Source organism: Microbacterium sp. P03 (assembly GCF_043556235.1).
Lineage (GTDB): Bacteria > Actinomycetota > Actinomycetes > Actinomycetales > Microbacteriaceae > Microbacterium.
The window spans coordinates 988141-1013398 of the sequence record NZ_JBIGIM010000001.1; the positions used below are offsets into that span (position 1 = coordinate 988141).

Below are 25258 nucleotides of genomic sequence, written 5' to 3' on the forward strand. Positions count from 1 at the left end.
CCCTATCGGCGGCCTTCGGCATGGCGGGTCAGCCGGAACTTTACCCGACCACCGCTGCGTGGCCCCTGGCGTCGCGCGGACGCGGTGTACGTTCGGGTCATCCGGGCTCACCCCGAGCGATCCCGGACGCGGCTTCTCATCGACGAGGACGAGCCGGAGAACGATTGCAAGATCGGCGAAACAGCGACGAAACGTTGGGGCCGAACAATGACAAGCAAGCGACACGACGGAGGCGACAATGGCGATCGTACGAGCGGCCATCACCCAGACGACCTGGACCGGCGACAAGGAGTCGATGCTCGACAAGCACGAGCAGTTCGCCCGGGACGCGGCGGCGGAGGGCGCGCAGGTCATCTGCTTCCAGGAACTGTTCTACGGGCCGTACTTCGGCATCACCCAGGACAAGAAGTACTACGAGTACGCCGAACCCGCCGACGGTCCGATCGTGCAGCGCTTCGCCGCCCTCGCCGCCGAGCTGAACATGGTGATGATCCTGCCGATCTACGAGGAGCAGCAGACCGGGGTCTACTACAACACCGCGGTCGTGGTCGACGCGGACGGCACGATCCTCGGCAGCTATCGCAAGCATCACATCCCGCACGTCGAGAAGTTCTGGGAGAAGTTCTACTTCCGTCCGGGCAACCTGGGGTACCCGGTGTTCGACACCGCGGTGGGAAAGGTCGGCGTCATCATCTGCTACGACCGCCACTTCCCCGAGGCGTGGCGGGAGCTGGGGCTGAACGGAGCCCATCTGGCCTTCAACCCGAACGCCACGAAGCCGGGCCTGTCCAATCGTCTCTGGGAGGTCGAGCAGCCCGCCGCGGCCGTCGCCAACGGCTACTTCGTGCTCGCCCCCAACCGGGTCGGGCTCGAAGACAACGAGTACGGCGATGAGGCGGTGAACTTCTACGGTACGAGCCAGGTGGTCGATCCGCGAGGCGACTACGTCGGCGCCCTCGGCTCGGGCGAGCACGAGGAGATCCTCATCCGCGACCTCGACATGGACCTCGTGCGTCAGATGCGGGACGACTGGCAGTTCTACCGCGACCGTCGGCCGGATTCCTACGGCGAGATCACGGCACCGTAGGCGGCGATGATGACCACCACACTCATCTCCGGCGGCACCGTCGTCAGCGCCACCGGCCGGACCGCAGCCGACGTCCTCGTCGACGGCGAGCGCATCGTCGCGGTCCTCGCGCCGGGCTCGAACCTCCTCGGAACGGATATCGCGGCATCCGTCGACCGCATCATCGACGCCACCGGGAAGTACGTGATCCCCGGCGGCATCGATGCGCACACCCACATGGAGCTGCCCTTCGGCGGCACGGCCGCATCGGACACGTTCGAGACCGGCACGCGTGCCGCGGCGTGGGGCGGGACGACCAGCATCATCGACTTCGCCGTGCAGCGGACGGGCGAACGCATCCAGGACGGATTGGCGGCCTGGCACGAGAAGGCGGCAGGGAACTGCGCCGTCGACTACGGCTTCCACCAGATCATCGGCGGGGTCGACGGCGATGCACTCGCGGCGATGCCCGGCCTGATCGACGAGGGGATCACGAGCTTCAAGCTGTTCATGGCCTATCCGGGCGTGTTCTATTCGGATGACGCCCAGATCCTCAAAGCGATGCAGGTGTCGCGCGACACGGGCATGCTCACGATGATGCACGCCGAGAACGGCCCGGTGATCGATGTGCTCGCCGAGCAGCTCGTGGCCGAGGGCAAGACCGACCCCTATTTCCACGGCATCGCGCGGGCGTGGCAGATGGAGGAGGAGGCCACACACCGCGCGATCATGCTCGCGAACCTCACCGGTGCGCCGCTCTACGTGGTGCACGTCAGCGCCAAGCAAGCGGTCGAACAGCTCGCAGCGGCGCGCGACAAGGGTCAGAACGTCTTCGGCGAGACGTGTCCGCAGTACCTCTACCTCTCGCTCGAGGAACAGCTCGGCGCGTCCAGCGAGCAGTGGGGGCATTTCGAGGGTGCGAAATGGGTGTGCTCCACGCCGCTGCGCTCCCATGAGGAAGGCCATCAGGGCGCGATGTGGCAGGCGCTGCGCACGAACGACCTGCAGATGGTCTCGACCGACCACTGCCCGTTCTGCATGAAGGACCAGAAGGAGCTCGGCCTCGGGGACTTCCGCAAGATCCCGAACGGCATCGGTTCGGTGGAGCACCGCATGGACCTCATGTACCAGGGCGTCGTCACGGGCGAGATCACGCTCGAGCGCTGGGTCGAACTGACCAGCACGACCCCGGCCCGCATGTTCGGCCTCTACGGCAGGAAGGGGGTGATCGCTCCGGGGGCGGACGCCGACATCGTCGTCTACGACCCGCGCGGTCACACGTCGATCGGGTACGACAAGACCCACCACATGAACATGGACCACTCCGCGTGGGAGGGGTTCGAGATCGACGGACACGTCGACACCGTGCTCTCGCGCGGACGCGTCGTCGTCGACGACGGGCAGTATCTCGGCGCCGCGGGACACGGATCCTTCCTCAAGCGCGGGTTGAGTCAGTACCTCACGTGATGACCCCACGCCTCCTCCCGCAGAAAGAGGTCCGATGATGGATTTCGGTGCCGTCCTCCAGACCAACCCTCCCGCGTCCCGCACGATCGCGCTGGCCAAGCTCGCCGAGCAGCACGGGTTCTCGCACGTATGGACGTTCGATTCGCATCTGCTCTGGCAGGAGCCCTACGTCATCTACAGCCAGATCCTCGCCGAGACGCGGCGCATCACGGTGGGACCGTTCGTCACCAATCCCGCGACGCGGGATTGGACGGTGACGGCGTCGGTCTTCGCCACCCTCAACGAGATGTTCGGCAACCGCACCATCGTCGGGATCGGCCGAGGCGATTCCGCGGTGCGCGTCACCAACGGCGCGCCGACGACGCTGAAGGCGCTGCGGGAATCGATCCACGTCATCCGCGAACTCGGGAACTCACGCGAGGTCGAGTACAACGGCGCGACCCTGCGGTTCCCGTGGTCGGTCGGCAGCACCCTGGATGTGTGGGTGGCCGCCTACGGCCCCCTGGCCCTCAAGCTGGCGGGAGAGGTCGGCGACGGTTTCATCCTGCAGCTCGCCGACATCGACATCGCGCGGTGGATGATCACGACGGTGCGACGCGCGGCAGAAGCGGTCGGACGCGACCCGATGAGCGTCAAGATCTGCGTCGCTGCGCCGTTCTACATCGGCGAGGACTGGGCGCACATGCGTGATCAGTGTCGCTGGTTCGGAGGAATGGTCGGTAACCACGTCGCCGACATCGTCGAGAAGTACGGGGCGTCCACCGGGTCGGTCCCGGCGGCGCTCACCGACTACATCGCGGGGCGCCAGGGATACGACTACAACCAGCATGGACGGGCGGGCAACACGCACACGGACTTCGTGCCCGACGAGATCATCGACCGGTTCTGTCTGCTCGGGACGGCCCCCGATCACATCGCGAAACTCGAGGAGCTCAAGGCGCTCGGCGTCGATCAGTTCGCCGGCTACCTCCAGCACGACAACAAGGAGGAGACCCTGCGCGTGTACGGCGAGACCGTGATCCCCGCACTCGCCGACCACGTGACGGCGAAGTCGTGACGGCATCGGTCCTCGCAGATCGTGCCGCCCCACCCCCATCCCTGCGCCGGCGCCCCCGACGGCGGTCCCACGCCTGGCTGTGGGGCATCGTCGGACTCGTCTCGGTGGCGGTGCTCTGGGAGGTGTACAAGCTCATCGCTCCGGCGGACGGCGTCGTCGTCGGCGACCTGCGCGTGCTTCCCCGTCCCACCGATCTCGCCATGCCGCACGTGTGGGACATGGCAACCCGTCTGCTCGAGCCCGTCACGAGTGCGCCCGGCGCCCGCCCGCTCTGGGTCGAAGTACTGCTGGCGGCCCTCGTCACGCTCGGCATCGCGGCCGCCGGGTGGGTGGTCGGCGTCGTCGTGGGCATCGGACTCGCCATGCTCATGCAGCGCTGGCGCCTCGCCGAATGGGGCCTCCTGCCGTGGATCGTCCTCTCTCAGACGGTGCCGCTCATCGCCTTCGCCCCGATCGTGAAGAGCTGGGGGTCACGGATCCAGGTCGGGGCGTTCGAGTGGCAGGACTGGATGAGCGTGGCGCTCATCGCGAGTTACCTGGCGTTCTTCCCCGTGGCCATCGGGGCGCTGCGCGGCCTCCAGGCTCCCGATCGGCTGCACCTCGAACTCATGCACACGTACGCGGTGGGACACTGGTCGACGCTCCGCCACCTCCGGTTCCCCGCGGCGGTGCCCTACCTCATCCCCGCGCTCCGACTGGGCGCCGCCAATGCTGTCGTCGGCGCTGTCGTGGCCGAGGTGTCGACCGGCCTCCAGGGCGGTATCGGCCGCATCCTCATCCAGTACGCGGGCCAGGCCTCCGGCGACCCCGCCAAGGCGTGGGGGCCGATCTTCGGCGCCATCGTCCTCGGGCTCGTCGCCGCGGGTTCCGTCGCCATCCTCGGACTCATCCTCAAGGACTACCGACGCGTGGAGGTCAGCGCATGACTGGAAGCACCGCACGCGACGAGACATCCCGCACCGGTCTTCCGGGGGCGGACGCGGTCACCGTGGAGGGCCTCGACAAGGTCTTCGACACGCGAACGGGCCCGGTGCACGCACTCCAGGCGATCGACCTCACCGTGTCGGCGGGGGAATTCGTGTCGCTGATCGGACCGTCCGGCTGCGGCAAGTCGACACTGATGCGACTGATCGCCGATCTGGATCAGCCCACGGCCGGAAGTGTGCGGGTGTTCGGGAAGACCGCCGACCGTGCGCGTCGCGATCAGGACTACGGCATCGCGTTCCAGCAGGCGGGGCTGCTGCCGTGGCGCACGGTGGCCGGGAATGTCGGCCTTCCGCTGCAACTGCACGGGACGGATGCCGCAGCCCGACGAGCCCGGATCGCCGAGCTGCTCGAGATGGTGGGCCTCTCGGACTTCGCCGACCGCTACCCCGACCAGCTCTCGGGGGGGATGCAGCAGCGGGTCGCGATCGCGCGGGCGCTGGCGGAGCGACCGAGCCTGCTGCTCATGGACGAGCCTTTCGGCGCACTCGACGAGATGACCCGCGAGCGCATGCAGACCGAGCTCGTGCGCATCTGCGCGGAGACCGGTGCCGCTGTCGTCTTCGTCACGCACTCCATTCCCGAAGCGGTCTTCTTGTCGGACCGCGTCGTCGTGATGTCGCCGCGCCCGGGCCGCATCCAGCAGATCGTGCCGATGAGCCTCGAGCAGACCACAGCTCGCACCGACGAACTCCGCGAGGACGCCTCGTTCTTCGAGATGGTGACGGCGGTGCGCGAGGCTTTGCATCAGGGGACTCCGACCGCGCGCGGTGTGGAGAACAGATGACGTCGGCCATGTCCGGGGCGGTGCGATCCCCGGCTCGCGCGCGGGACCGGCGGGATGCCTGGCTTCGCGTGATCGCGCCGGCCGTCGTGGGCGCGATCGTGCTGGGCGGCTGGCAGTTCCTGGTGGGGGTCGTGGGAGTGAGCGACTACCTGCTGCCCAGCCCGGCCGCGATCGCCGCTCAGTTCGTCGAGTTCGGCCCCGCGATCCTCTCCGCCACCGCCATCACCGGCACGAACGCGCTGGTCGGATTGATCGTCGGCTCCCTGGGGGGAGTCCTCCTCGCAGCGCTGGCTGCGCGGTGGAGGGTGCTCGACCAGATGGCCGCACCGGTCGTCGCGAGTCTCGCGGTGATCCCCATCGTGGCCCTGGCCCCCGTCCTGAACTCCATGTTCGGCGCCGACAGCCAGTTCGGCCGGCAGGCGATCGCCGCCCTGGCATCGTTCGTTCCCGTGTTCCTCAACACCCTCCGCGGCTTCCGTCAAGTCATCCCCGTGCACCGTGACCTGATGCGCGTCTACGCGGCGCGGGGCGGTCAGGTGCTGCGCACGGTCACGCTTCCCACGGCAGCGCCCTTCGTCTTCACGGGCATCCGCATCGCATCGTCGCTCGCGGTCATCTCCGCGCTCGTCGCCGAGTACTTCGGAGGGCCGCGCGGCGGGCTCGGCGGCCTGATCTCGACGTCCGCCGCAACGAGCGCCTACGCCCGCGCCTGGTCGTACGTGTTCGCAGCCATCCTCCTCGGGCTCGTGTTCTACGTCGTCGCCCTTCTGCTCGAACGACTCGTCACCCGCAGACGGTCAGCGTGACGACCCCGTCGCATCGACCCGACCGCACCCGACCGAACCATCACCACACGAAGACATGAAAGGGAACGACATGAGACACAGCACACGCCGCATGCTCGCCGCCGGGGCGATCGCCCTCACCGGAGCGCTCGCCCTCGCGGGCTGCTCCGGAGGAACCGACGACGGCGGTTCATCGGCTGACGCAGGCGGAGGTGCAGACCTGACGCCGGTCAAGCTGCAGCTGCAATGGCTGCCGCAAGGGCAGTTCGCAGGGTATTTCGCGGCTGCCGACCAGGGCTTCTTCGAGGAGGAGGGACTGGACGTCGAGATCATCCCCTCCGGCGGTGACATCGTGCCTCAGGATGCCCTGGCCAACGGTGACGTCGATTACGCGATCGCCTGGGTGCCGAAGGTGCTCGGGTCAATCGAGGCCGGCGCGAACCTCACCGACATCGCGCAGATCTTCCAGCGCTCCGGCACCCTGCAGGTGTCGTGGGCGGACTCCGGCATCGATTCGATCGCCGACTTCGAAGGCAAGAAGATCGGCTCGTGGGGTTTCGGGAACGAGTGGGAGATCTTCGCGGCGATGGCGGCCGAGGGCCTCGATGCGACGACGGTGCAGATCATCACGCAGGACTTCAACATGAACGCGTTCCTGCAGGGCGACATCGACGCCGCGCAGGCGATGACCTACAACGAGTACGCGCAGCTCCTCGAGACGACGAACCCCGACACGGGTGAGCTGTACACGCCCGACGACTTCAACGTGATCAGCTACGAGGACACGCAGGGCGCGATGCTCCAGGACGCGATCTGGGCCGACACCGAGAAGCTCGCGAGCGACACCGCCTACCAGGAGACGACGGTCAAATTCCTCAAGGCCGTCATCAAGGGGTGGGTCTACGCGGCCGAGAATCCGGAGGAGGCGTCGCAGATCACGATCGCCGCGGGCTCCGCCTGGGGTCCGAGCCACGAGCTGTGGATGGTCAACGAGACCAACAAGCTCATCTGGCCTTCGACGGAGGGGATCGGCGTGATCGATGAGGCCGCGTGGGACAAGACCGTTCAGGGAGCCCTCGCCGCCGTGAACGAGACGGGCGCGCACCTGATCACCGAGGATCCGCCCGCGACGGCGTACTCGAACGAGTGGATCCAGAAGGCCCACGACGAATTGGCGGACGCGGGCCTCGACCTCACCGGTGCGGACTTCGCGCCGATGGACGTGACCCTCACCGAGGGCGGTCAGTAGGAGACCGACCGGGATCGGCGGCAGCCGCGCACACCGCGGCGCCGCCGATCCGGCGGCACGGAAGAACGCCGGCGAGCGCGCCGACACCACCGGAGATACCCTTCAACCATGACCGATGCTGCTCAGCCCGATCTCGACGCCCGCACCCGCGAACTGGACCGCGCGCATGTCTTCCATTCCTGGTCCGCGCAAGCGCTCATCTCGCCGCCGGTGCTGGCAGGCGGCCTCGGGAGCACGGTCTGGGATCACGCGGGCAACCGCTGGCTCGACTTCTCCAGCCAGCTCGTGAACACGAACATCGGCCACCAGCATCCGGCCGTCATCTCGGCGATCCACGCGCAAGCCGATCTGATGGCGACCGTGGCCCCCTCGACCGCGTCCCTTCCTCGGGGCGAGGCCGCACGCCGCATCCTCGCCCACGCACCCGACGGGTTCTCGAAGGTCTTCTTCACGAACGGCGGCGCCGACGCGATCGAGAACGCGATCCGCATGGCGCGTCTGCACACCGGTCGCGACAAGGTGCTCTCCACCTATCGCTCGTATCACGGCAACACCGGCGCTGCGATCGTGTCGACGGGGGATTGGCGTCGCATCCCCAACGAGTATGCCCGGGGTCACGTGCACTTCTTCGGGCCGTACCTCTACCGGTCGGAGTTCTGGGCGAGCACGCCGGAAGAGGAGTCGGCGAGAGCGCTGCACCACCTCGAGCGCGTCATCCAGTCCGAGGGCCCGGCCGGTATCGCGGCGATCCTCCTCGAGTCCGTGCCCGGCACCGCGGGCATTCTCATCCCACCGCCCGGCTACCTGGCGGGGGTCCGCGCCCTGGCGGACAAGTACGGCATCGTGCTGATCCTCGACGAGGTCATGGCGGGCTTCGGTCGTACGGGACGGTGGTTCGCGTTCGACGGCTATGACGTCGTGCCCGACCTCATCGCCTTCGCGAAGGGTGTGAATTCGGGATATGTGCCGGTGGGCGGTGTCATCATCTCCGACGTCATCGCCGCCGACTTCGACGAGACAGTCTTCCCCGGGGGGCTCACGTACAGCGGACATCCTCTGGCGGCGGCGTCGATCGTCGGCGCCCTCGACGCGATGGAGTCCGAGGGGATCGTCCCGCACGCTGCGCACATCGGCTCGGACGTGATCGGTCCGGGCCTGCGCGCCCTGCAGGAGCGGCACGCGATCATCGGGGAGGTGCGGGGTGAGGGCGTGTTCTGGGCCATGGAACTGGTCACGGATCGAGACTCGCGCGAGCCGGTGTCGGCAGGCGCGATGGCAGAGCTCAAGAAGGGCCTCTTCTCGGCGGGACTCCTGCCCTTCGTCCAGGACAATCGCATACATGTCGTCCCGCCGTGCGTCGTCACCGAAGACGAGGTGGCGCAGGCGCTCTCGATCTATGACGACGTGCTCGGGAAGAACAATGAAGGCTGACGTCACAGGCGTCACGACGTCGACGGCCGCGGGAGAATCCGGTGGCGCGGGAAAGGACACAATCTCATGACCGATACGACCGCGATCGAAACCGACACCTCCGAGAGGGCGGTTGACACTCTCGACCACTGGGTCGGCGGGGCGAGCTGGGCCGGCGACTCCGACCGCACCGCCCCGGTCTACGACCCGGCGCGAGGGGTGGTGCAAAGACGCGTCCGGCTCGCCTCCGCGGCCGACGTGGACGCTGCGGTATCGGATGCCCGCACGGCAGCGGAGTCCTGGCGGGACGCCTCGATCGCGAAGAGGCAGGGTGTCATGTTCGCCTTCCGCGAGCTCGTCAATGCCCGCCGCGAAGAGCTCGCCGCGATCCTGACTTCCGAGCACGGCAAGGTCACCTCCGATGCTCTCGGCGAGATCGCCCGCGGCATCGAGGTCGTGGAGCTCGCCTGCGGCATGGCGACCATCACCAAGGGCGCCTACTCGGAGAACGTCTCCACCGGCGTGGACGTGTACTCGCTACGGCAGCCGCTCGGGGTCGTCGCCATCATCAGTCCGTTCAACTTCCCCGCGATGGTGCCACTGTGGTTCTTCCCTGTGGCGATCGCCGCCGGCAACGCCGTGGTGCTGAAGCCGTCGGAGAAGGATCCCTCCGCAGCGAACTGGCTGGCCGCCGTCATGAAGGAAGCAGGCCTCCCCGACGGCGTGCTGAACGTGGTGCACGGCGACAAAGAGGCTGTCGATGCGCTCCTGGAGCACCCTGACGTCCGAGCCGTCTCCTTCGTGGGATCCACACCGATCGCCAAGTACATCTTCGAGACCGCGAGCGCGCACGGCAAGCGTGTCCAGGCGCTCGGGGGAGCGAAGAACCACATGCTCGTCCTGCCCGACGCCGATCTCGATCTGGCGGCCGATGCCGCCGTCAACGCGGGATTCGGCTCAGCAGGTGAACGCTGCATGGCGATCTCCGTGGTCCTCGCGGTGGACAGCATCGCCGATCGCTTCATCGAGAAGGTGTCGGAGCGGATGGCGACGCTCCGCACGGGCGACGGAACGCGAGGCTGCGACATGGGCCCGCTGATCACCGGCGTTCACCGCGACAAGGTCGCCGGCTACATCGACATCGCTGCCGCAGACGGCGCGGACGTCGTCAGGGACGGTCGGGATGCCCCCTTCGACGGCGACCCCGACGGCTTCTGGCTCGGCCCCACCCTGATCGATCGGATGCCGACGACCTCGGCGGCGTATCGCGACGAGATCTTCGGACCGGTCCTCTCGGTGGTCCGAGTGTCAGGATACGAGGACGCGCTGGCCATCATCAACGGCAGTCCCTACGGCAACGGCACGGCGATCTTCACGAACGACGGCGGGGCTGCGCGGAGATTCCAGCGCGAGGTCCAGGTCGGGATGATCGGCATCAACGTGCCGATCCCCGTGCCCGTGGCATACCACTCGTTCGGAGGATGGAAGGACTCGCTGTTCGGGGCGTCCAAGGCCTATGGCGAGCACGGGTTCGACTTCTTCACCCAGGAGAAGGCGGTGACATCGCGCTGGCTCGATCCCTCGCACGGCGGCCTCAACCTCGGGTTCCCGCAGCACGAGTGACGCCCCGGGCGCGGGCGCTCAGGTCGTGATGAGCAGAAGCACCCCCGCGACGACGGATGCCACGGCCAGCAGCAGCGCGATGCCCACCAGGACGGCGTGCACGCGCAGGAACGCCGTGGGTCGGCCCGCGGCATCCCGCGCGCGAGGATCGCGCAGCACCCGCCGGAAGAACGACGGCCAGGCGACGATGTTGAAGAGGGCGTTCGCGAACAGGATGAGGGCGATGACGACGGGCACCCCTCGAGGCTAATCGACCGCCATGGCCGCGCATCCTTCCGTGTCTGCGACGATGAGCAGATGGATGAATTGGACACGTGGAGCTATGAGGCCGTGACCTTCGACGGGGAGACGAGGGACGTCTGGCGCAAGGGGTCGGGGACCGGAGTCATCGTCATCCACGAAGTGCCCGGCATCGAGCCGTCGCTCGTCGCCTTCGCCGAAGAGGTGGTCGCGCGGGGTCACACGGTGCTGCTCCCGCGTCTGTTCGGCACACCCGGCGGGGGCCTCGGATTCCGTAACGTCGCGGGCGACCTCGCCCGGTTCTGCGTCCGACGCGAGTTCTCGGTCTTCGCGCGTGGCAAGACCAGTCCGGTCGCGGGCTGGCTGCGGGCGCTGGCACGACGTCTGCACGAAGACGTCGGGGGCCCGGGTATCGGTGTCGTGGGCATGTGCTTCACCGGCGGTTTCGCGCTGGCCATGATGGCCGACGCGCCGGTGATCGCGCCCGTGCTCGCGGAGCCGTCGCTCCCGGCCGCGGTGGGCCTCCCGAAGGGCGCCGCCGCGCGTGGCGCCGACCTCGGCCTGAGCCCCGCCGATCTGCAGGTCGTCCGCGATTCAGGCTGCGAGGTGCTCGGTCTGCGCTATCGGACGGATGCCGCCACGGGAACGCGATTCGACACGCTCCGTCGCGAACTCGGTGATCGGTTCATCGCGGTGGAGTTCGAGGGCAAGGGCCATTCCGTCCTCACGATGGACCGGCAGCAGACCGGCGTCGACAGGGTGCTGGACTTCTTCGACGACAAGCTCTCCGCGGGGGTCTAGTCGGACCCGGTGCTGCCCCCCGGATCGCCGCCGCCCGCGTCCACGCCGCCCTCCGGCGCGGTGTCGACCGGCAGCGGAACGGGGATGAGGATCGACTCGATCGAGCTGCTGCCCTGAAAGGCGAGCAGATCAGCGGATGCCGCAGCATCCGCCAGTTGCTCGGCAGGAGACTTCTCCGACAACGGCTCCGACGGCAGTCCCGCCCACTCGGTGGGTTCTTCGGGACGCGAACTGAACAGGCCCATGAGACCATTCTGCGCCCGCGTTGGAGGTCTTCGGACCGCGCGTCAGGACCTCCCGGTGGCCACCGCCGTCAGGACGGCGTAAGCGACCTGGCGTCCGGTGATGTCGGAATGTCCGGAGATGAACGCGTCGCCGTTCAGCGACGACACGCGCCCGGCCTCGAAGGCGTAGGCCCCGCCCACGTCCAGCAGAGTGCCCGCGGGGAGCGATGCCGCGGTCTTGAGTGCGCCGTTGCGCCCGATGCCTCCGTACGGGTCCTGCTGATCCCCGAGACCGGCGCCGATCTGCCGCGCGAGTCGCGAGGCGATCGGGTACGCCACCCCCACGGCCTTGTCGTTGCGGGTGAAGGTGACGATGATCGGTCCGTCGATCCTCGACGGCACCTTCTCGAAGGCGCCGTCCTTCCCGGTTCCGTCCCAGTCATCCGCCATGCCGAAATGGCTGTACGCGGCCTGCAGGAGGGACAGGGACGACACCTTCGCTGACGTCGCCAACGCCGCTGCGGTGACGGCGCGTCCGCCGAACGAGTGACCGACCAGGTGCAGCCGGGCATCCGGCGCCGCGTCGTGGAGTGCCTCCAGAGCTTTCGCGACACCGTTCCGGCCGACGGCGCCCGCGCGCTCCTTCATCGTGTAATACGTCGTCAGGTTGAGGAGGTTGCGGCCGGCACCCATGATGCTGTCGAAGAACCCCGCGCCGCCGCCGTCATCGAGCGGAGCGACGCCCATCGGATCGATGCCGGCCGCCCCGCCCGCCGCCGCGAGCGCGTCCGGCGCGTCGGTTCCGCCTTTGGCGGCCGACAGCACCTCTCCGACGTCGCCGGTCGCCAGCATCTCGAACGCGGCCTCGTCCTCGCCTTCCGTCGAGGCAGGCAGCGTCTTGCGAAGGAGGGCGACGAACTGCTCCTGCGCCGTCGACGAGGCCTCGAGCCGGGGCACGAGTTCGACGAGCCGGTCGGCGACGGACGCGTCGTCGATGCGCGCGCGGATCATGTCCTGAAGCGTCTCCTGCTCGTCCGCGACACCGGCTCCCGCGCCCGAGTCCTCATCGTCCGCCCACTGGATCGACGGCCACAGCACGCCGATGACCACCATTCTGCGGCTGGCGGCACCGGGTACTTCTGCCTGCACCATGTGCATCGATTCCACCACTCGGGTGTACAGGTCGCGTGCCTGGGCCGCGGTGTTGTTCCAGCCGTGACAGATCACGATGACGTCGGTCGCCTTTTCCCGGGAGATGACGGATGCTGCGTCCTTCACCTGCCCCGGGTGTACCCGTTCGCCCGTGTCGTCGAACTCGATCTCCGCATACGGCAGCTTCATCGCGCGCCCTCCTAGGTATCGGTTGCTTTCTGAATCACACGCTCTGGATGGCGCGCATGGCGTCCACCAGTCCGCGACCCTGGAACGTCCGCTCGCGACCGAGGTCGCTCGCGGAGTCCATCAGGATCCGCTTCACCTCGTCGGGCTTGCCGATGAACTCCCTGTGCACAGAGAGGAACGCCGCCGCCACTCCTGATACATGCGGCGCCGACATCGAGGTGCCCGAATCCTCGACGTAGGTGATGTCCGCGGCATTCTGTCCCGCGCCGAGGGCGACATTCGCACGCGCCTTCTCGAGGAGCTCGCCCGACCCGGCGCTGACCACGCGTTCGCCCGGCGCGACGAGGTCGGGCTTGAGACGGCCGTCCCCGGTCGGTCCTTTCGAGGAGAAGTAGGACACCCCTGACGAATACGGATTGATGGATGTCGAGCCGACCGTGATCGCGCGGGCGGCGTTACCCGGGTCGTTGATGGTCATGCCGAACCCGAGGCGCATTTCGCGCCCGCCGGTGTCGCGTGCGGCACCATAGCCCGTGTTCCCCGCGGACACGACAACGCAGACCCCGTCGGCGACGAGCCGATCGACCTCACGGCAGACAGGGGAGAGGCCGGTGGCGAACCACGAGGGATCGAAGGGGTACCCGAGCGAGAGGTTGATGCCGTGGACGGCGATGTCGCGCCCTCCGCGGTTGAGCTCCTGGATGTACTCCAGTGCCTCCAGCAGGGAGGCGAGGTCGCCGGTGCGGTCGTCTCGCAGCACCTTGAGGGGGAGGATCTTGGTCTTCGGGGCCATTCCGCTGATGCGATCGAGCTCGACGCGCTGCACCCCGGTGTTGCCCTCGGCCGTGCGGTACCACGTGGCGGCGCAGATGCGCTTGCCTCGCGGTGTCGCACGCTGACCGCCCGCGATGATGCCCGCGACGTGCGTGCCGTGGCCGTTCGGGTCACGGCGGGCATCGGCATCCGTCGTTCCTGCCACGAAGCTGCGCGGTGCCAGAGCAGCCGGAAGAGCGAGGGTGTCGTACGTTGCGAAGTGCTTGTGGCGGGCGTCGATGCCGGTGTCGAGCACCGCCCACACGATGCCTTCGCCGGTCGCGTCGAATGAGCGGACGGCAGCATCGGACTTGGTGGTGATGACCGAACGGTGGATGGTCGCCCGCACTTCGAAATTCGGCCAGATGCGATTGATGAAGCTGCGCGGCGCGGTGCGCTGCTCCTGCCGACCTGCGCGGGCGCGACCGCCCTTGTCGGAGTCGATCTGCACGAGTTCGAGGATCTCGGACACCGTCAGGGCCACGGTGAGGTAGGCGCCCACTCGTCTCGGCTCATCCGCGTCCTTGCGTTTGCGAGCGGCGATCCGCACGAGAACCGACAGCTCGTGCACCACGTCCTCGAGAGACAGGCCACCGTCCGTGCGCAGCTCGATGACCAGTCCGATCAGTTCGTCCGGGCGCGCGGACGACATCCGTTCCGCGAGCGGGCGAGTGAGCACCGAATCCGTGACGAGCGAGACGGTCGACGGCATGTCGGGCAGAGCGAAAGCCGGCGAGTCGGTGCGTGCGGGCGGCGCCGGCGCGCGGGGCAGATCTTCTCCCGGTTCTCCGAGTGGCCCCGGTCGCGCGGGATCGGGGGCGAGGTCGGCTTCCGGTTCGATGCCCGTGAACTCACGGGGCAGTTCCGGCCGCCGATCGCTCTCTGAAGGCATGTCGCCCTGCACTTTCTCTCCCCGCGGTGAGAGTACCGCTCTCGGTGTCCGGTGTCACTGGGATCACGGGGCGGAGCGGGGCGTGCAGAGGCTCAGGGGTGGGAGAGCGACCCCTCGGGACTGTCGTCGGGATGCTCGGAGGGAGCGTCTACCGGATCGGCCGACGCAGCGTCTTTCTCCTCGAGGGCCTTGCGCCGGCCCGGGGTGACGGCACCGCCCACCTTGCGACCGGCACCGCCGACGGCGGAGACGCTTCGTGTGAGGCCGCCCGCGATGGCACCGCCGGCACGACGCAGACCGTAGACCGTCGACCGCTCGAGCGGTCGGGCACCGGGACGCGGCTCGAGATCTGCAGGAAGATCCACGGGCGGTGCGCCGAATGCCCGACGGGAGTTGACCAGGACGCGGCGACCCAGGATGTGATTGCCCGTGCCGCCGATGACGGCGCCGATGCCGAAGGGAAGCGCCTTGCCGACGATCGAGGCGCCGCCCTTCGCGGCGAACTGGTGCACGAACGACGTCTTCAGGCGATCGACGAGCGGGGCGAGGGCTGCGCGGGGGAGTGTCTTGGTGATCATCTCGCCCCAGTACTTGTCACGCGTCCCTCCTTTGCCGCCCGCCTGCTTCGCCAACTGGGACACGAGGTCGATGCCTTCACGGCCGAGCATGAGCGTCAGGACGAGTGCACGGGCACGCTCGGGGTTTTCGACCGGGATACCGTGAACTTCCGTCACGGACTGCGCGAAGAGTGCCGTGGCTTCGAGGAAACCCACCGTTTCGACACCGCTCAGGGTGAGGGTGATGGCGGTGCCGATGCCGGGCACCACCGCGGTCGCACCCACTGCGGCGCCGCCCGAGGTGACCGCGGTCAGGTAGCGGCGCTCGAGCATGCGGATGATCTCTGCGGGACCGGCGTCGGGGTGCCGGAGGCGGATGCTGCGCAGGTGCGCGATCACGATGGGCCGCTGGATCGCGAGCACCCTGTCCAGCGCCCTCACGCCCAAGGGGTGCTCATCGGAGCCCATAGGGGGAAGCCCGCCGGCCCAGGCAGCGTCCGGGGGCAGCGAGTGGATGCGGTGAACCTTCTCAGCCATTTCGCCGATCCTACGTGGCCGTGCTGCGAGCGGGCCGAGGGCTTGACAGCCCGTCGGCCGCCGTCATCGTGACTGCCGTGCGATCAGACGTAGAGGTTCGCGCGTTCCAGGTCTTCCGCGAAATCGACCTCGACCGCATAAAGATCCGAGATGTCGAGCGGCTGGAGGCGCAGTCCGTCTTCGGCGATCGAGAGCTCGAGGCCGCGCTCGAAGTAGTCCTGGTCGTCGACCCGCCCGAGCTGGCGGATGAAGGCCCGCTTGTCGGCGGCGGCGATGTAGTTGATCCCGACGGCCTCGCCGATGCCTCCGACGACCGTCTTGGAGAGCTCTTTGACGAAGCCTTCGCCGGTGACCGTGTATTTGACCTCTTCGTCGCTCACCTTGGCGGTGTTGACCGTCACGAACGACTGCTCGCGCTCGATGAGCTCGATCGCGCGGCCCAGGATGCGAGCGTCGAACACGACATCGCCGTTCATCCAGAGCACGCCGCCCTTGCCCGAGCGGTTCAGTGCGCGAAGAAGGCTCTTGGACGTGTTCGTCTGGTCGTACCGCTCGTTGTAGACGTAGTCGGCGTCCGGGAAGGCGTCGACGATGGTCTCGGCGCGGTACCCCACGACGGCCGTGATGCGCGCGCTTTTGCCGAACACGGCGCGGATGTTGTCGTGCTGCTGGCGCATGATCGTGCGTCCATCGCTCAGCTCGGTGAGGGGCTTGGGCAGGGCACGACCCAAGCGCGAGCCCATGCCCGCAGCGAGGATGACTGTGTGAAGTGCCATGTGTGTGCTCCTGGAGTGTGGTGGTTATCTATCGGTTAACCGAACGGACACTCCGTCGTGCCGCTTTCATGGTAGCGAAGTCGCCTGGGAAGGTGCATAATGCGGGCGCGCCGTTGCGCATTCGTGACCAACCGTGTACGGCTGCGGCACGCCGTGGGTGGGTGGGCGTGGGGGAGGGTCTTGGTAGGTTGGTGGCGTGACTGCCTCCCTGCCGCTGCCACATGACTCCTCTCCGGAACACCCGGACGGGAAGTCAGGCAGCGCTCGCATCACGCGGCCGCACATCGTGCGGATTCCGACCGCTCCGCCCGTGACGACGGATGATCCGGCCGCGGACCAGCAGACGTTTTCCGCTCCTTCGGGGGCGCCCGACGACCTGGTCGAGGACGCCGCACCATCCGCGCCGGACGCAGCTCCATCGACGCCCCCCGTCCCGAAGCCGCCGGTGCGGAAGACTCCCGCGCGTAAGCCTGCGACACCCCGGAACACGGCCGCGAGGTCGACCACCGCGGCGAGGTCGACCACGGCGAAGACTCCGGCCACCAAGCGAGCGCCGCGGGCGACCCCTGTGCGACAGAAGCCTGCGTCCGACACGGTGGTTCTGGCGGAGGCGCACCCGGATCCGGTGATACCTGCCGAGGTGCCGACGCAGATCGTCCCCCCTGCCGAGGTGCCGGCGGAGACCGCTGACACGCCGACGAATGCAGACGAGGCGTCCCCGCGCCCGCCCGTTCCGCGTCCGGTCGCGCCGGGGCCGCCGCCGCCGCTGCCGGCCGATGTCACGTCGGCATTCTTCATTCCGCCCCGGCCACCGCTGCCTCCGCTTCCGGTCACCGCGCCGGCCTCGGCGCTTCTGCCGACGGCGGACGTCGTCGAGACGGACGTGGAGCCCGCGGACGTCGTCGAGACGGACGTGGAGCCGGCGGACGGTGCCGGAATCGTCGGAGACGCCGGGACCGAGGTCGAAACCGACTCGTCGACGGATTCTCTGACGGCGATCGATTCGGCACCGGCAGTCCCATCGACCGAGGATGCGTCGACGGACGATCCTGACGACGCCGGCGTGCCCGCGGATACGATGACGGCTCCGCAGCGCATCGAGAAGGCAGATCAACCCGAGACTGCGGAGCCTGCCGAGATGGCCGAAGGCGCGCAGCTCGCCGATGATCCTCTGTCGACGGCTGTCCGGGAACTCACGGGCGACCCGACCGCCGACGCTCCCGGCGCCGTGGAGCTCGATACGGACGTCGACGCGATCGCCGCCCTCCTCGACGAGCAGACACAGGGCGCAGCATCCGTCGATGTCGATGTCGATGTCGATGTCCCCGCGCTGACGGTGCACAACGTCAGCAAGTCTTTCGGCGAGACGCGCGCGGTGGACGGAATCGATCTGACCGTTCCCGCGGGCACGTTCTACGGTCTCGTCGGACCCAACGGCGCCGGAAAGACGACGACGCTCTCCATGATCGCCGGACTCCTGCGCCCGGACGGCGGCAGCATCTCGATCAACGGGATCGACGCCGGCGCCGACCCTGTCGCGGCCAAGCGGATGATGGGCGTGCTGCCCGACCGGCTGCGGACATTCGATCGGCTCACCGGACGTCAGCTGCTGTATTACTGCGGGGTGCTGCGCAAGCTGCCGCCGTCGGTCGTCGAGAGCCGTATGAACGACCTGGCGCGCGCGTTCGACCTCACCGAAGCCCTCGGCAGGGTCGTCTCGGACTACTCCGCCGGGATGGCGAAGAAGGTGATGCTCGCCGGGGCGATGATCCACTCGCCGAGGCTCCTCGTACTCGACGAGCCGTTCGAGTCCGTCGACCCGGTCTCGAGCGCGATCATCCTCGACATCCTCGGTGCATATGTCGCGCACGGCGGCACCGTCATCCTGTCCAGCCACGGGATGGATCTCGTGGAGCGGGTCTGCTCGCGCGTCGCGGTGATCGTGGCGGGCCAGGTGCTCGCCGAGGGCACGATCGACGAGGTGCGCGGCGAACTGACACTCGAGCAGCGCTTCATCGAACTCGCCGGGGGCCTCAGCGACGTGGAGGGTCTCGAGTGGTTGCACACGTTCTCAGACTAAGACTCTCGCTGCTGCTCGGAGCCCTGCGCGGCGATCCGTCGCACGTCGTGCGCACGGTCAGCGGCATCGTCCTGCTGCTCGTCGCGGTCGCCGCAGCGTGTGCCGGGGTCTTGACGCTGCAGGACGCGTCGAGCGACGTCGCCCTCGCGGTCGTCGTCATCGCGGGCTCCGCCGTGACGCTGGGATTCGCCCTCGCGCCCCTCATGGCGGGGGCGATCGACCCGCTCGACCCGCGGCGGTTCGCGATCCTCGGTCTCGAACCACGACCGCTCGCGGCGACCCTCGCCCTGGCGGGACTGATCAGCGTGCCTGTCGCGTCGCTCGTGGCCGTGGGGATCTGCCTGGTCATCGTCTGGTCCGCGCACGGCGTGGCCTGGGTCGTCGCCGTCATCGGTGTCGTGATCGCGGTCGTCACGTGCTCGCTCTTCGCTCGCGTCTGCATGGCGTTGGCCGGCATGTTCCTCCGTGAGCGTCGCTCCCGCGAACTGACCGGTCTTTTCGCGATCGTCGTGCTCGTGGTGGTGGTGCCGGTGGGCGTCTTCCTGGGATCGCTGGACTGGCAGGGGTCGGTACCCCCACAGCTCTCCGAAGCGGTCACGGCCCTCGCCTTCACGCCACTCGGAGCCGCATGGGCGCTTCCCGGACGCGCGGCGCAGGGCGCGGCATCCGCGTGGGCATCCGCCGGGATCGCGCTCGCCACGGTGGCGCTGCTCGCGCTGCTGTGGACCTGGGTGGTCCGAAGGGTTCTCACCACGACGGAGCGCCCCGTCGTCGCACGAGAGCGAGGGGGACTCGGGTGGTTCACCGTCGCCCCCGCCACCCCCGCCGGCGGCGTCGCGGCCCGAAGCCTCACGTATTGGCTGCGGGACCGCCGCTACCTCATGAACATCGTCGTCGTGCCTGTCGCCTCGCTGATCATGCTGGTTCCCTTGATTGTCGCCGGAGTGCCGTGGGCATACGCCGTCCTGGTGCCCGTGCCGATCGCCGCCCTCTTCTTCGGCTGGCTGCCGCACAACGACCTGGCGTACGACTCCACCGCCGTGTGGATGCACATCGCGAGCGGCATCCGGGGCGCATCCGACCGCATCGGGCGGCTGGTGCCCGTGCTGTTGATCGCCGTACCCGTGCTCGCGATCGCTGTTCCGCTCACCACGCTCGCCCACGGACGCTGGGCGCTTCTCCCTGCGATCGCGGGCGTCTGCACGTCGCTCTTCCTCTGCGGCCTCGGCCTCTCCAGCATCTCCTCCGTGCTCGCGCCGTACGCGGTGACGCGCCCCGGCGACAGTCCGTTCCAGCAGCCCCAGCGGACGGGCGCGGCCGGCGGCATGGCTCAGGGCCTCGTGCTGCTCGGTGCCGTCGTGTTCAGCCTTCCCGCACTCTGGTGGGCCTGGCAGGCCCTCACCGGTGACGTGGAACAAGCCATCTCCGCGCTCTGGGCAGGCGTGGGTGCGGGCCTCCTCGTCCTGGTCGCCGGCATCGTGATCGGATCGTTCGTCTTCGAGCGACGCAGCGGGCGGCTGATGGAATTCGCCGAGTCCACCTAGGCCCTTCGCCGCTAAACTGGCTCACCATGAGCACTCCTCTCGACAACCCGGATGCCGGCGGTCTGGCCACTCTCGATCGGGAGCTCGAAGAGCTCATCCGCGAGGAGAGTCTCGAGCCGGGCGACCACGAGCGCTTCTCGCATTTCGTCAAGAAGGACAAGATCCTCGAGTCGGCGATCAGCGGCAAACCGGTCCGAGCGCTCTGCGGCAAGAAGTGGGTCCCCGGCCGGGACCCGGAGAAGTTCCCGGTCTGCCCGACCTGCAAGGAGATCTACGAGTCGATGGTCGGCTGACCGGCTGTCATCCGGGGGTCAGCCCGCGTCGACGAAGATCGTCGGGATCGCCGGATCCGAACGGCTCAGGGCAAGGGCCTGCACGGGGAGTTCTTCTCTGATGCGCTGATGGTGCGCCCGTGCGGCACGGACACCCGCGGGGCCCTCGGAGCTGCCGTCGACATCGCCGTGATCCACGAGGGGCACCTGCAGCACCCGCGATCCCGGATGCTCCGCCGCCGTGTCGACGTCTTCGAAGCCGTCCGACACCGTGATGAGTTCGGACGTCGCCGTACCGTTCTCGAGGGTACGGAAGGCGGCCTTCCGACCGCCAGTGGAAGCCTTGTCGGCGGACGCCTTGGCGACCGATACCCACGCGCCTGCGGCACCCTGCCGGGCGACCAGTTTGTAGACCATGCCCGCCGTCGGGGTGCCGGATCCCGTGACCACTGAGGTGCCGACTCCGTACGCGTCGACGGGGGATGCTGCGAGAGCTGCGATCGCGTACTCGTCCAGATCGCTCGTCACCGTGATGCGGGTGCCGGTGGCGCCGAGCCCGTCCAGCTGGGCACGCACCTGCGCCGCCACCGCGGGGAGGTCGCCGGAGTCGATGCGCACCCCGCCCAGCTCGGTGCCCGCGACACGGACAGCCGTGTCGACACCCGTCGGAATGTCATAGGTGTCGATCAGCAGCGTCGTTCCGACGCCGAGCGCGTCGATCTGCGAACGGAACGCGTCTTCCTCGGTGTCATGCAGCAGCGTGTAGGAGTGGGCGGCGGTGCCCATCGTCGGGATGCCCCAGCGCCGACCGGCCTCCAGGTTCGACGTCGCGCCGAACCCCGCGATGTACGCGGCGCGCGCGGCCGCGATGGCTGATGACTCGCCGGCCCGTCGTGAGCCCATCTCGGCGAGCGGCCGGTCACCAGCGGCGACGCTCATGCGCGCCGCGGCCGTCGCGACCGCGGAGTCGTGGTTGAGCACGCTCAGGGCGAGGGTCTCGAGGATGACGGCCTCGGCGAACGTGCCCTCGACCGTCAGGACCGGCGACCCCGGGAAATACGCCTCGCCTTCGCGGTACCCCGTGATCGAGCCCGTGAAGCGGTAGTCCTGGAGATAGCGCAGAGTCGACTCATCGACGACGCGCTCATCCCGGAGGTAGCGCAGTTCGTCGTCCCCGAATCGGAAATCGCGGATGAGGCTGAGCAGCCTGCCCGTCCCGGCGACCACCCCGAAGCGCCGTCCGGCGGAGAGCCTGCGACCGAACAGCTCGAAGACGCAGCGGCGATGCGCCGTGCCGTCCCGGAGCGCCGCATCCAGCATCGTGAACTCGTAACGGTCGGTGTGCAGGGCCGTGCTGTTCGAGACGTCGCTCATGGGGTCACTCTATCCAGCGCCGGCGGTCTCACCGACGCCGCGGAGACGGGTGCCGCGGGCGGCTGGCGTAGGCTGGATGATCGTGAATGACGCGCCGATCGGCATCTTCGACTCCGGGGTCGGCGGTCTCACCGTGGCACGAGCGGTCTCGGCTCTGCTGCCGCGGGAATCGCTGCTCTACCTCGGCGACACGGCACGCTCACCGTACGGACCCAAGCCCATCGCCGACGTGCGTCGCTACGCGCTCGAGGTCCTCGACACGCTCGTCGATGAGGGCGTGAAGATGCTGGTGATCGCCTGCAACACCGCGTCCTCCGCGATGCTGCGCGATGCTCGGGAGCGCTACGACGTGCCGGTCGTCGAGGTGATCGGTCCCGCGGTCCGCACCGCGATGTCGACGACGCGCAGCGGACGGATCGGTGTCATCGGCACCGTCGGAACGATCGGCTCGGGTGCCTACCAGGACATGCTCGAAGTCAACGAGCGCCTCACCGTCTTCGCCGAGGCATGCCCGCGCTTCGTCGAATTCGTGGAGGCCGGCATCACCGATTCCGCCGAGGTGCTGGCCGTGGCCGAGGAGTACCTGGCGCCGTTGCGGCATGCCGGCGTCGACACCCTGGTGCTCGGCTGCACCCACTACCCGTTCCTCGAAGGAGCCATCAGCTACGTCATGGGGCCGGATGTGTCACTCGTCTCCAGCGACACCGAGACCGCCAAGGACGTCTACCGCCAGCTCGTCGGCCGCGACCTGCTCGCGGGACCGGATGCCTCGACCACGCATGTCTACGAGGCCACCGGCGACTCCGCCGATGACTTCCTCCGTCTCGCGCACCGCCTGATGGGCCGCGAAGTCAGCACGGTCCGGCTGGTGCAGACCGGAGCCATCGAGTTGCCGCGCTGAGTCGCGGCATCCGCTCGCCCTTCGCTTGTCCACTCCCTGCACGATCCGCGGCGCCAGACCAGGCCACACCTGGACACGCACCACCGAAAGGAACACCCCATGACCGACATCACCCGCGCCGATGGTCGCACCCTCGACCAGCTGCGCACCGTCACGATCGAACGCGGCTGGAGCGCTCAGGCCGAGGGGTCCGCGCTCATCAGCTTCGGCGGAACGAAGGTGCTCTGCACCGCCTCGTTCACGAACGGAGTGCCCCGGTGGCTGACGGGCAAGGGCAAGGGCTGGGTGACTGCCGAATACGCGATGCTGCCGCGCGCGACCAACAGCCGCAACGACCGCGAAAGCGTGAAGGGCAAGATCGGCGGGCGCACCCACGAGATCTCGCGCCTGATCGGGCGCGCACTGCGCGCGGTCGTCGACACGAAGGCGCTCGGCGAGAACACGATCGTGATCGACTGCGATGTGCTGCAGGCCGACGGCGGCACTCGGACGGCGGCGATCACCGGCGCGTACGTCGCCCTCGCTGATGCGATCGAGTGGGGCCGCGCGAAGAAGTTCATCGCTCAGAAGGCCACGCCGCTGGTCGATTCCGTGTCCGCCGTCTCCGTCGGAATCGTCGACGGCGAGCCCATGCTCGATCTCGCGTACGTCGAAGATGTGCGCGCGGAGACCGACATGAACATCGTGGTCACCGGGCGCGGGCTGTTCGTCGAGGTGCAGGGGACGGCAGAGGGGGCGCCGTTCGACAAGCGTGAGCTCGATGCGCTGCTCGAACTGGGTGTGAACGGCTGCGCCGACCTCAGAGACCTCCAGAGCGCGGCCCTGGCGGGAGAGTAGCGTGACCGCGGGGCAGAACTCCTCGGATGCCCTCGCGGCACGCCGCAAGATCGTCCTGGCGACACACAACCCGCACAAGGTCGAGGAGTTCGGCGCGATCGTCGAGGCCACCCGGCCCGATCTCGAAGTGGTCGGGTACGACGGACCCGAGCCCGTCGAAGACGGCGTGACCTTCGCGGCCAACGCGCTGATCAAGGCGCGGGCGGCCGCTGCGCACACCGGCCTTCCCGCGCTGGCGGACGACTCGGGTATCTGCGTCGACGTGCTCGGCGGGTCCCCGGGCGTGTTCTCCGCCTACTGGGCGGGTCATGCGAAGGATGCGGCAGCCAACCGCGACCTGCTGCTCGACCAGCTCTCCGACGTCGCCGACCCGCACCGCGCGGCCTCCTTCGTCTCGACGATCGCCCTGGTCACTCCGACGGGGGAGGAGCACGTCGTAGAGGGACGCTGGCCCGGCCGCCTGGCCACGGTCGCCGCCGGGGACGGCGGGTTCGGGTACGACCCGGTGTTCATCCCCGACGGTCAGCCTGCCGGGTCGCAGCGCTCCGTCGGCGAGTGGACGGCCGAGGAGAAGAACGGTGCCTCTCATCGTGCCCGTGCCTTCGAGAAGCTCGCACCCCTTCTCGAACGCCTGTGACGCCGTCCTGCGGTAGATGAGAAGCACACTCATTCCCGATTACGCGCACATCACCCGGCCGAGCCGCGCGACGTCCTAGCCTGGGCCTATGCACGATCATGCACCGGATGCCGGCATCCGCGGTGCGAGCAACCGGCGGCTCCTCGCCATCTCTCTGGGCATCACGACCATCGTGATGGTCGTGCAGATCGTCGGCGCGGTGCTGTCGGGATCGCTCGCCCTCCTCGCGGATGCGGCGCACATGTTCACGGACGCCGCCGCCCTCATCATCGCGCTCATCGCCAGCGCGGTCGCGGCCCGGCCGGCGAACGAACGCAGCACCTTCGGCTATCAGCGCGCAGAGGTGTTCGGCGCACTGATCAACGGTGTGATCCTGATCGGCCTCTCGGCCTGGGTGGCCGTCGAGGCCATCCTGCGCTTCCTGAATCCTTCGGAGAGCGCGGTCGCGGGCGGGTTGATGCTGATCGTCGCCGTCGTCGGGCTGGTCGCGAACGCCGCGGCGATGTGGCTGCTCAGCACCGCTCAGCGGACGAGCATCAATGTGCGGGGCGCGTACCTGGAGGTGCTCGGCGACCTGATCGGCTCGGCTGCCGTCATCGTCGCCGCCATCATCATCGTGACGACCGGATGGGCTCCGGCCGACGCGATCGCCTCCCTGCTCATCGCCGCGATGATCGTGCCCCGCGCGATCGGGCTCCTGCGCGAAGTCGCGTCGGTGCTGAGCGAGGCGGCCCCTCAGGGCATGCACGTGGAGGAGATCCGCGATCACATCCTGTCGACGCCGGGAGTGGTCGACGCGCATGACGTGCACGTGTGGCAGCTGACGCGCGGCGCCCCTGTGTTCAGCGCGCACGTCGTCGTCGAGGAATCGGCCCTCACCGACGGACGATCGGGCCAGATCCTCGGCCGACTGCAGACGTGCCTGGCCGATCACTTCGACGTCGATCATTCGACGTTCCAGCTCGAGCCGGCCGGGCACATCGAGCACGAGGCCCACGCCTGAC

General features: G+C 68.5%; 24 protein-coding genes. 17 read left to right on the forward strand and 7 right to left on the reverse strand.

Translation table 11 applies throughout. From position 1 onward, the window contains the following. The first annotated feature begins 238 nt into the window (after positions 1-238). From ACFXOO_RS04720 to ACFXOO_RS04760, 9 genes are all read left to right on the forward strand, one after another. Positions 239-1087, forward strand: a complete 849-nt coding sequence (locus tag ACFXOO_RS04720; RefSeq protein WP_394562898.1) for a nitrilase-related carbon-nitrogen hydrolase — start codon at positions 239-241, stop codon at positions 1085-1087. A gap of 9 nt (positions 1088-1096) precedes the next feature. Next, positions 1097-2533 carry a dihydropyrimidinase gene (gene hydA / locus ACFXOO_RS04725; protein ID WP_378838734.1) on the forward strand — a complete coding sequence of 479 codons (1437 nt, stop codon included), beginning with the start codon at positions 1097-1099 and terminating at the stop codon, positions 2531-2533. A gap of 37 nt (positions 2534-2570) precedes the next feature. Further along, a complete protein-coding gene (locus ACFXOO_RS04730) occupies positions 2571-3590 on the forward strand; it encodes a TIGR03842 family LLM class F420-dependent oxidoreductase (protein ID WP_378839469.1) in 1020 nt (339 codons plus the stop codon). After that, entirely contained in the window at positions 3587-4516 is a 930-nt protein-coding gene (locus ACFXOO_RS04735) for an ABC transporter permease (RefSeq protein WP_394562899.1), read from the forward strand. The genes ACFXOO_RS04730 and ACFXOO_RS04735 overlap by 4 nt, the downstream gene beginning before the upstream one ends. Continuing rightward, entirely contained in the window at positions 4513-5361 is an 849-nt protein-coding gene (locus tag ACFXOO_RS04740; RefSeq protein WP_394562900.1) for an ABC transporter ATP-binding protein, read from the forward strand. Before ACFXOO_RS04735 ends, ACFXOO_RS04740 begins: the two co-directional genes overlap by 4 nt. Beyond that, entirely contained in the window at positions 5358-6167 is an 810-nt protein-coding gene (locus ACFXOO_RS04745; RefSeq protein ID WP_394562901.1) for an ABC transporter permease, read from the forward strand. Before ACFXOO_RS04740 ends, ACFXOO_RS04745 begins: the two co-directional genes overlap by 4 nt. A gap of 70 nt (positions 6168-6237) precedes the next feature. Continuing rightward, positions 6238-7395, forward strand: a complete 1158-nt coding sequence (locus ACFXOO_RS04750; protein ID WP_378851002.1) for an ABC transporter substrate-binding protein — start codon at positions 6238-6240, stop codon at positions 7393-7395. Positions 7396-7503: 108 nt separating this feature from the next. Next, the gene (locus ACFXOO_RS04755; protein ID WP_394562902.1) at positions 7504-8826 is read left to right on the forward strand and encodes an aspartate aminotransferase family protein; all 1323 of its coding nucleotides are present in this window, start codon (positions 7504-7506) and stop codon (positions 8824-8826) included. Between the two features lie 66 nt (positions 8827-8892). Then, the gene (locus ACFXOO_RS04760) at positions 8893-10428 is read left to right on the forward strand and encodes a CoA-acylating methylmalonate-semialdehyde dehydrogenase (RefSeq protein ID WP_394562903.1); all 1536 of its coding nucleotides are present in this window, start codon (positions 8893-8895) and stop codon (positions 10426-10428) included. Positions 10429-10446: 18 nt separating this feature from the next. Here the strand turns inward: ACFXOO_RS04760 and ACFXOO_RS04765 are convergent, their stop codons facing one another. After that, the gene (locus ACFXOO_RS04765; protein WP_378838749.1) at positions 10447-10665 is read right to left on the reverse strand and encodes an SCO4848 family membrane protein; all 219 of its coding nucleotides are present in this window, start codon (positions 10663-10665) and stop codon (positions 10447-10449) included. A 60-nt stretch (positions 10666-10725) separates the two neighbouring features. On the opposite strand from ACFXOO_RS04765, the gene ACFXOO_RS04770 reads away from it, so the two are divergent. Further along, positions 10726-11469, forward strand: coding sequence for a dienelactone hydrolase family protein (locus ACFXOO_RS04770; RefSeq protein ID WP_378838751.1), 744 nt, complete (start codon positions 10726-10728; stop codon positions 11467-11469). Here ACFXOO_RS04770 and ACFXOO_RS04775 read toward each other — a convergent pair. From ACFXOO_RS04775 to ACFXOO_RS04795, 5 genes are all read right to left on the reverse strand, one after another. Next, positions 11466-11714, reverse strand: coding sequence for a hypothetical protein (locus ACFXOO_RS04775; protein WP_378838753.1), 249 nt, complete (start codon positions 11712-11714; stop codon positions 11466-11468). The genes ACFXOO_RS04770 and ACFXOO_RS04775 overlap by 4 nt on opposite strands. 42 nt (positions 11715-11756) lie before the next feature. After that, complete coding sequence (locus tag ACFXOO_RS04780) at positions 11757-13034, reverse strand: alpha/beta fold hydrolase (RefSeq protein ID WP_394562904.1); 1278 nt, start codon at positions 13032-13034, stop codon at positions 11757-11759. A gap of 34 nt (positions 13035-13068) precedes the next feature. Then, positions 13069-14739: a S8 family peptidase gene (locus ACFXOO_RS04785; RefSeq protein WP_378850988.1), complete on the reverse strand. Its 1671-nt coding sequence runs from the start codon at positions 14737-14739 to the stop codon at positions 13069-13071. Positions 14740-14831: 92 nt separating this feature from the next. After that, a complete protein-coding gene (locus ACFXOO_RS04790) occupies positions 14832-15833 on the reverse strand; it encodes a hypothetical protein (protein ID WP_394562905.1) in 1002 nt (333 codons plus the stop codon). An 83-nt stretch (positions 15834-15916) separates the two neighbouring features. Further along, the gene (locus ACFXOO_RS04795) at positions 15917-16609 is read right to left on the reverse strand and encodes an NTP transferase domain-containing protein (RefSeq protein ID WP_378838763.1); all 693 of its coding nucleotides are present in this window, start codon (positions 16607-16609) and stop codon (positions 15917-15919) included. Between the two features lie 568 nt (positions 16610-17177). Between ACFXOO_RS04795 and ACFXOO_RS04800 the strand changes: the two genes are divergently transcribed. From ACFXOO_RS04800 to ACFXOO_RS04810, 3 genes are read left to right on the forward strand one after another with little or no spacing between them, the layout of a single operon-like run. After that, entirely contained in the window at positions 17178-18689 is a 1512-nt protein-coding gene (locus tag ACFXOO_RS04800) for an ATP-binding cassette domain-containing protein (RefSeq protein WP_394562906.1), read from the forward strand. Then, the gene (locus tag ACFXOO_RS04805) at positions 18665-20233 is read left to right on the forward strand and encodes a hypothetical protein (protein WP_394562907.1); all 1569 of its coding nucleotides are present in this window, start codon (positions 18665-18667) and stop codon (positions 20231-20233) included. The genes ACFXOO_RS04800 and ACFXOO_RS04805 overlap by 25 nt, the downstream gene beginning before the upstream one ends. 26 nt (positions 20234-20259) lie before the next feature. After that, positions 20260-20526, forward strand: a complete 267-nt coding sequence (locus ACFXOO_RS04810; RefSeq protein WP_378838770.1) for a DUF3039 domain-containing protein — start codon at positions 20260-20262, stop codon at positions 20524-20526. A gap of 18 nt (positions 20527-20544) precedes the next feature. On the opposite strand, the gene ACFXOO_RS04815 is transcribed toward ACFXOO_RS04810, so the two are convergent. Continuing rightward, on the reverse strand, positions 20545-21879 hold the full coding sequence (locus ACFXOO_RS04815; protein WP_394562908.1) for a nicotinate phosphoribosyltransferase: 1335 nt from the start codon (positions 21877-21879) through the stop codon (positions 20545-20547). A gap of 82 nt (positions 21880-21961) precedes the next feature. On the opposite strand from ACFXOO_RS04815, the gene murI reads away from it, so the two are divergent. From murI to ACFXOO_RS04835, 4 genes are all read left to right on the forward strand, one after another. Further along, positions 21962-22780 (forward strand): glutamate racemase, encoded by an 819-nt coding sequence (gene murI / locus ACFXOO_RS04820; protein ID WP_394562909.1) that lies wholly within the window; start codon positions 21962-21964, stop codon positions 22778-22780. A 99-nt stretch (positions 22781-22879) separates the two neighbouring features. Next, complete coding sequence (rph, locus tag ACFXOO_RS04825) at positions 22880-23617, forward strand: ribonuclease PH (RefSeq protein WP_378838778.1); 738 nt, start codon at positions 22880-22882, stop codon at positions 23615-23617. A 1-nt stretch (position 23618) separates the two neighbouring features. Beyond that, the gene (gene rdgB / locus ACFXOO_RS04830) at positions 23619-24254 is read left to right on the forward strand and encodes an RdgB/HAM1 family non-canonical purine NTP pyrophosphatase (protein WP_394562910.1); all 636 of its coding nucleotides are present in this window, start codon (positions 23619-23621) and stop codon (positions 24252-24254) included. Positions 24255-24342: 88 nt separating this feature from the next. Beyond that, the gene (locus ACFXOO_RS04835; RefSeq protein ID WP_394562911.1) at positions 24343-25257 is read left to right on the forward strand and encodes a cation diffusion facilitator family transporter; all 915 of its coding nucleotides are present in this window, start codon (positions 24343-24345) and stop codon (positions 25255-25257) included. Position 25258 lies beyond the last annotated feature (1 nt).

What these genes read in the sequence shown, in the direction of transcription:
- ACFXOO_RS04720 (WP_394562898.1), top strand. Translation starts at nt 239, where the DNA reads ATGGCGATCGTACGAGCGGCCATCACCCAGACGACCTGGACCGGCGAC.
- hydA (WP_378838734.1), top strand. Translation starts at nt 1,097, where the DNA reads ATGACCACCACACTCATCTCCGGCGGCACCGTCGTCAGCGCCACCGGC.
- ACFXOO_RS04730 (WP_378839469.1), top strand. Translation starts at nt 2,571, where the DNA reads ATGGATTTCGGTGCCGTCCTCCAGACCAACCCTCCCGCGTCCCGCACG.
- ACFXOO_RS04740 (WP_394562900.1), top strand. Translation starts at nt 4,513, where the DNA reads ATGACTGGAAGCACCGCACGCGACGAGACATCCCGCACCGGTCTTCCG.
- ACFXOO_RS04745 (WP_394562901.1), top strand. Translation starts at nt 5,358, where the DNA reads ATGACGTCGGCCATGTCCGGGGCGGTGCGATCCCCGGCTCGCGCGCGG.
- ACFXOO_RS04750 (WP_378851002.1), top strand. Translation starts at nt 6,238, where the DNA reads ATGAGACACAGCACACGCCGCATGCTCGCCGCCGGGGCGATCGCCCTC.
- ACFXOO_RS04755 (WP_394562902.1), top strand. Translation starts at nt 7,504, where the DNA reads ATGACCGATGCTGCTCAGCCCGATCTCGACGCCCGCACCCGCGAACTG.
- ACFXOO_RS04760 (WP_394562903.1), top strand. Translation starts at nt 8,893, where the DNA reads ATGACCGATACGACCGCGATCGAAACCGACACCTCCGAGAGGGCGGTT.
- ACFXOO_RS04770 (WP_378838751.1), top strand. Translation starts at nt 10,726, where the DNA reads ATGGATGAATTGGACACGTGGAGCTATGAGGCCGTGACCTTCGACGGG.
- ACFXOO_RS04775 (WP_378838753.1), bottom strand. Translation starts at nt 11,714, where the DNA reads ATGGGCCTGTTCAGTTCGCGTCCCGAAGAACCCACCGAGTGGGCGGGA.
- ACFXOO_RS04780 (WP_394562904.1), bottom strand. Translation starts at nt 13,034, where the DNA reads ATGAAGCTGCCGTATGCGGAGATCGAGTTCGACGACACGGGCGAACGG.
- ACFXOO_RS04785 (WP_378850988.1), bottom strand. Translation starts at nt 14,739, where the DNA reads ATGCCTTCAGAGAGCGATCGGCGGCCGGAACTGCCCCGTGAGTTCACG.
- ACFXOO_RS04790 (WP_394562905.1), bottom strand. Translation starts at nt 15,833, where the DNA reads ATGGCTGAGAAGGTTCACCGCATCCACTCGCTGCCCCCGGACGCTGCC.
- ACFXOO_RS04795 (WP_378838763.1), bottom strand. Translation starts at nt 16,609, where the DNA reads ATGGCACTTCACACAGTCATCCTCGCTGCGGGCATGGGCTCGCGCTTG.
- ACFXOO_RS04810 (WP_378838770.1), top strand. Translation starts at nt 20,260, where the DNA reads ATGAGCACTCCTCTCGACAACCCGGATGCCGGCGGTCTGGCCACTCTC.
- ACFXOO_RS04815 (WP_394562908.1), bottom strand. Translation starts at nt 21,879, where the DNA reads ATGAGCGACGTCTCGAACAGCACGGCCCTGCACACCGACCGTTACGAG.
- rph (WP_378838778.1), top strand. Translation starts at nt 22,880, where the DNA reads ATGACCGACATCACCCGCGCCGATGGTCGCACCCTCGACCAGCTGCGC.
- ACFXOO_RS04835 (WP_394562911.1), top strand. Translation starts at nt 24,343, where the DNA reads ATGCACGATCATGCACCGGATGCCGGCATCCGCGGTGCGAGCAACCGG.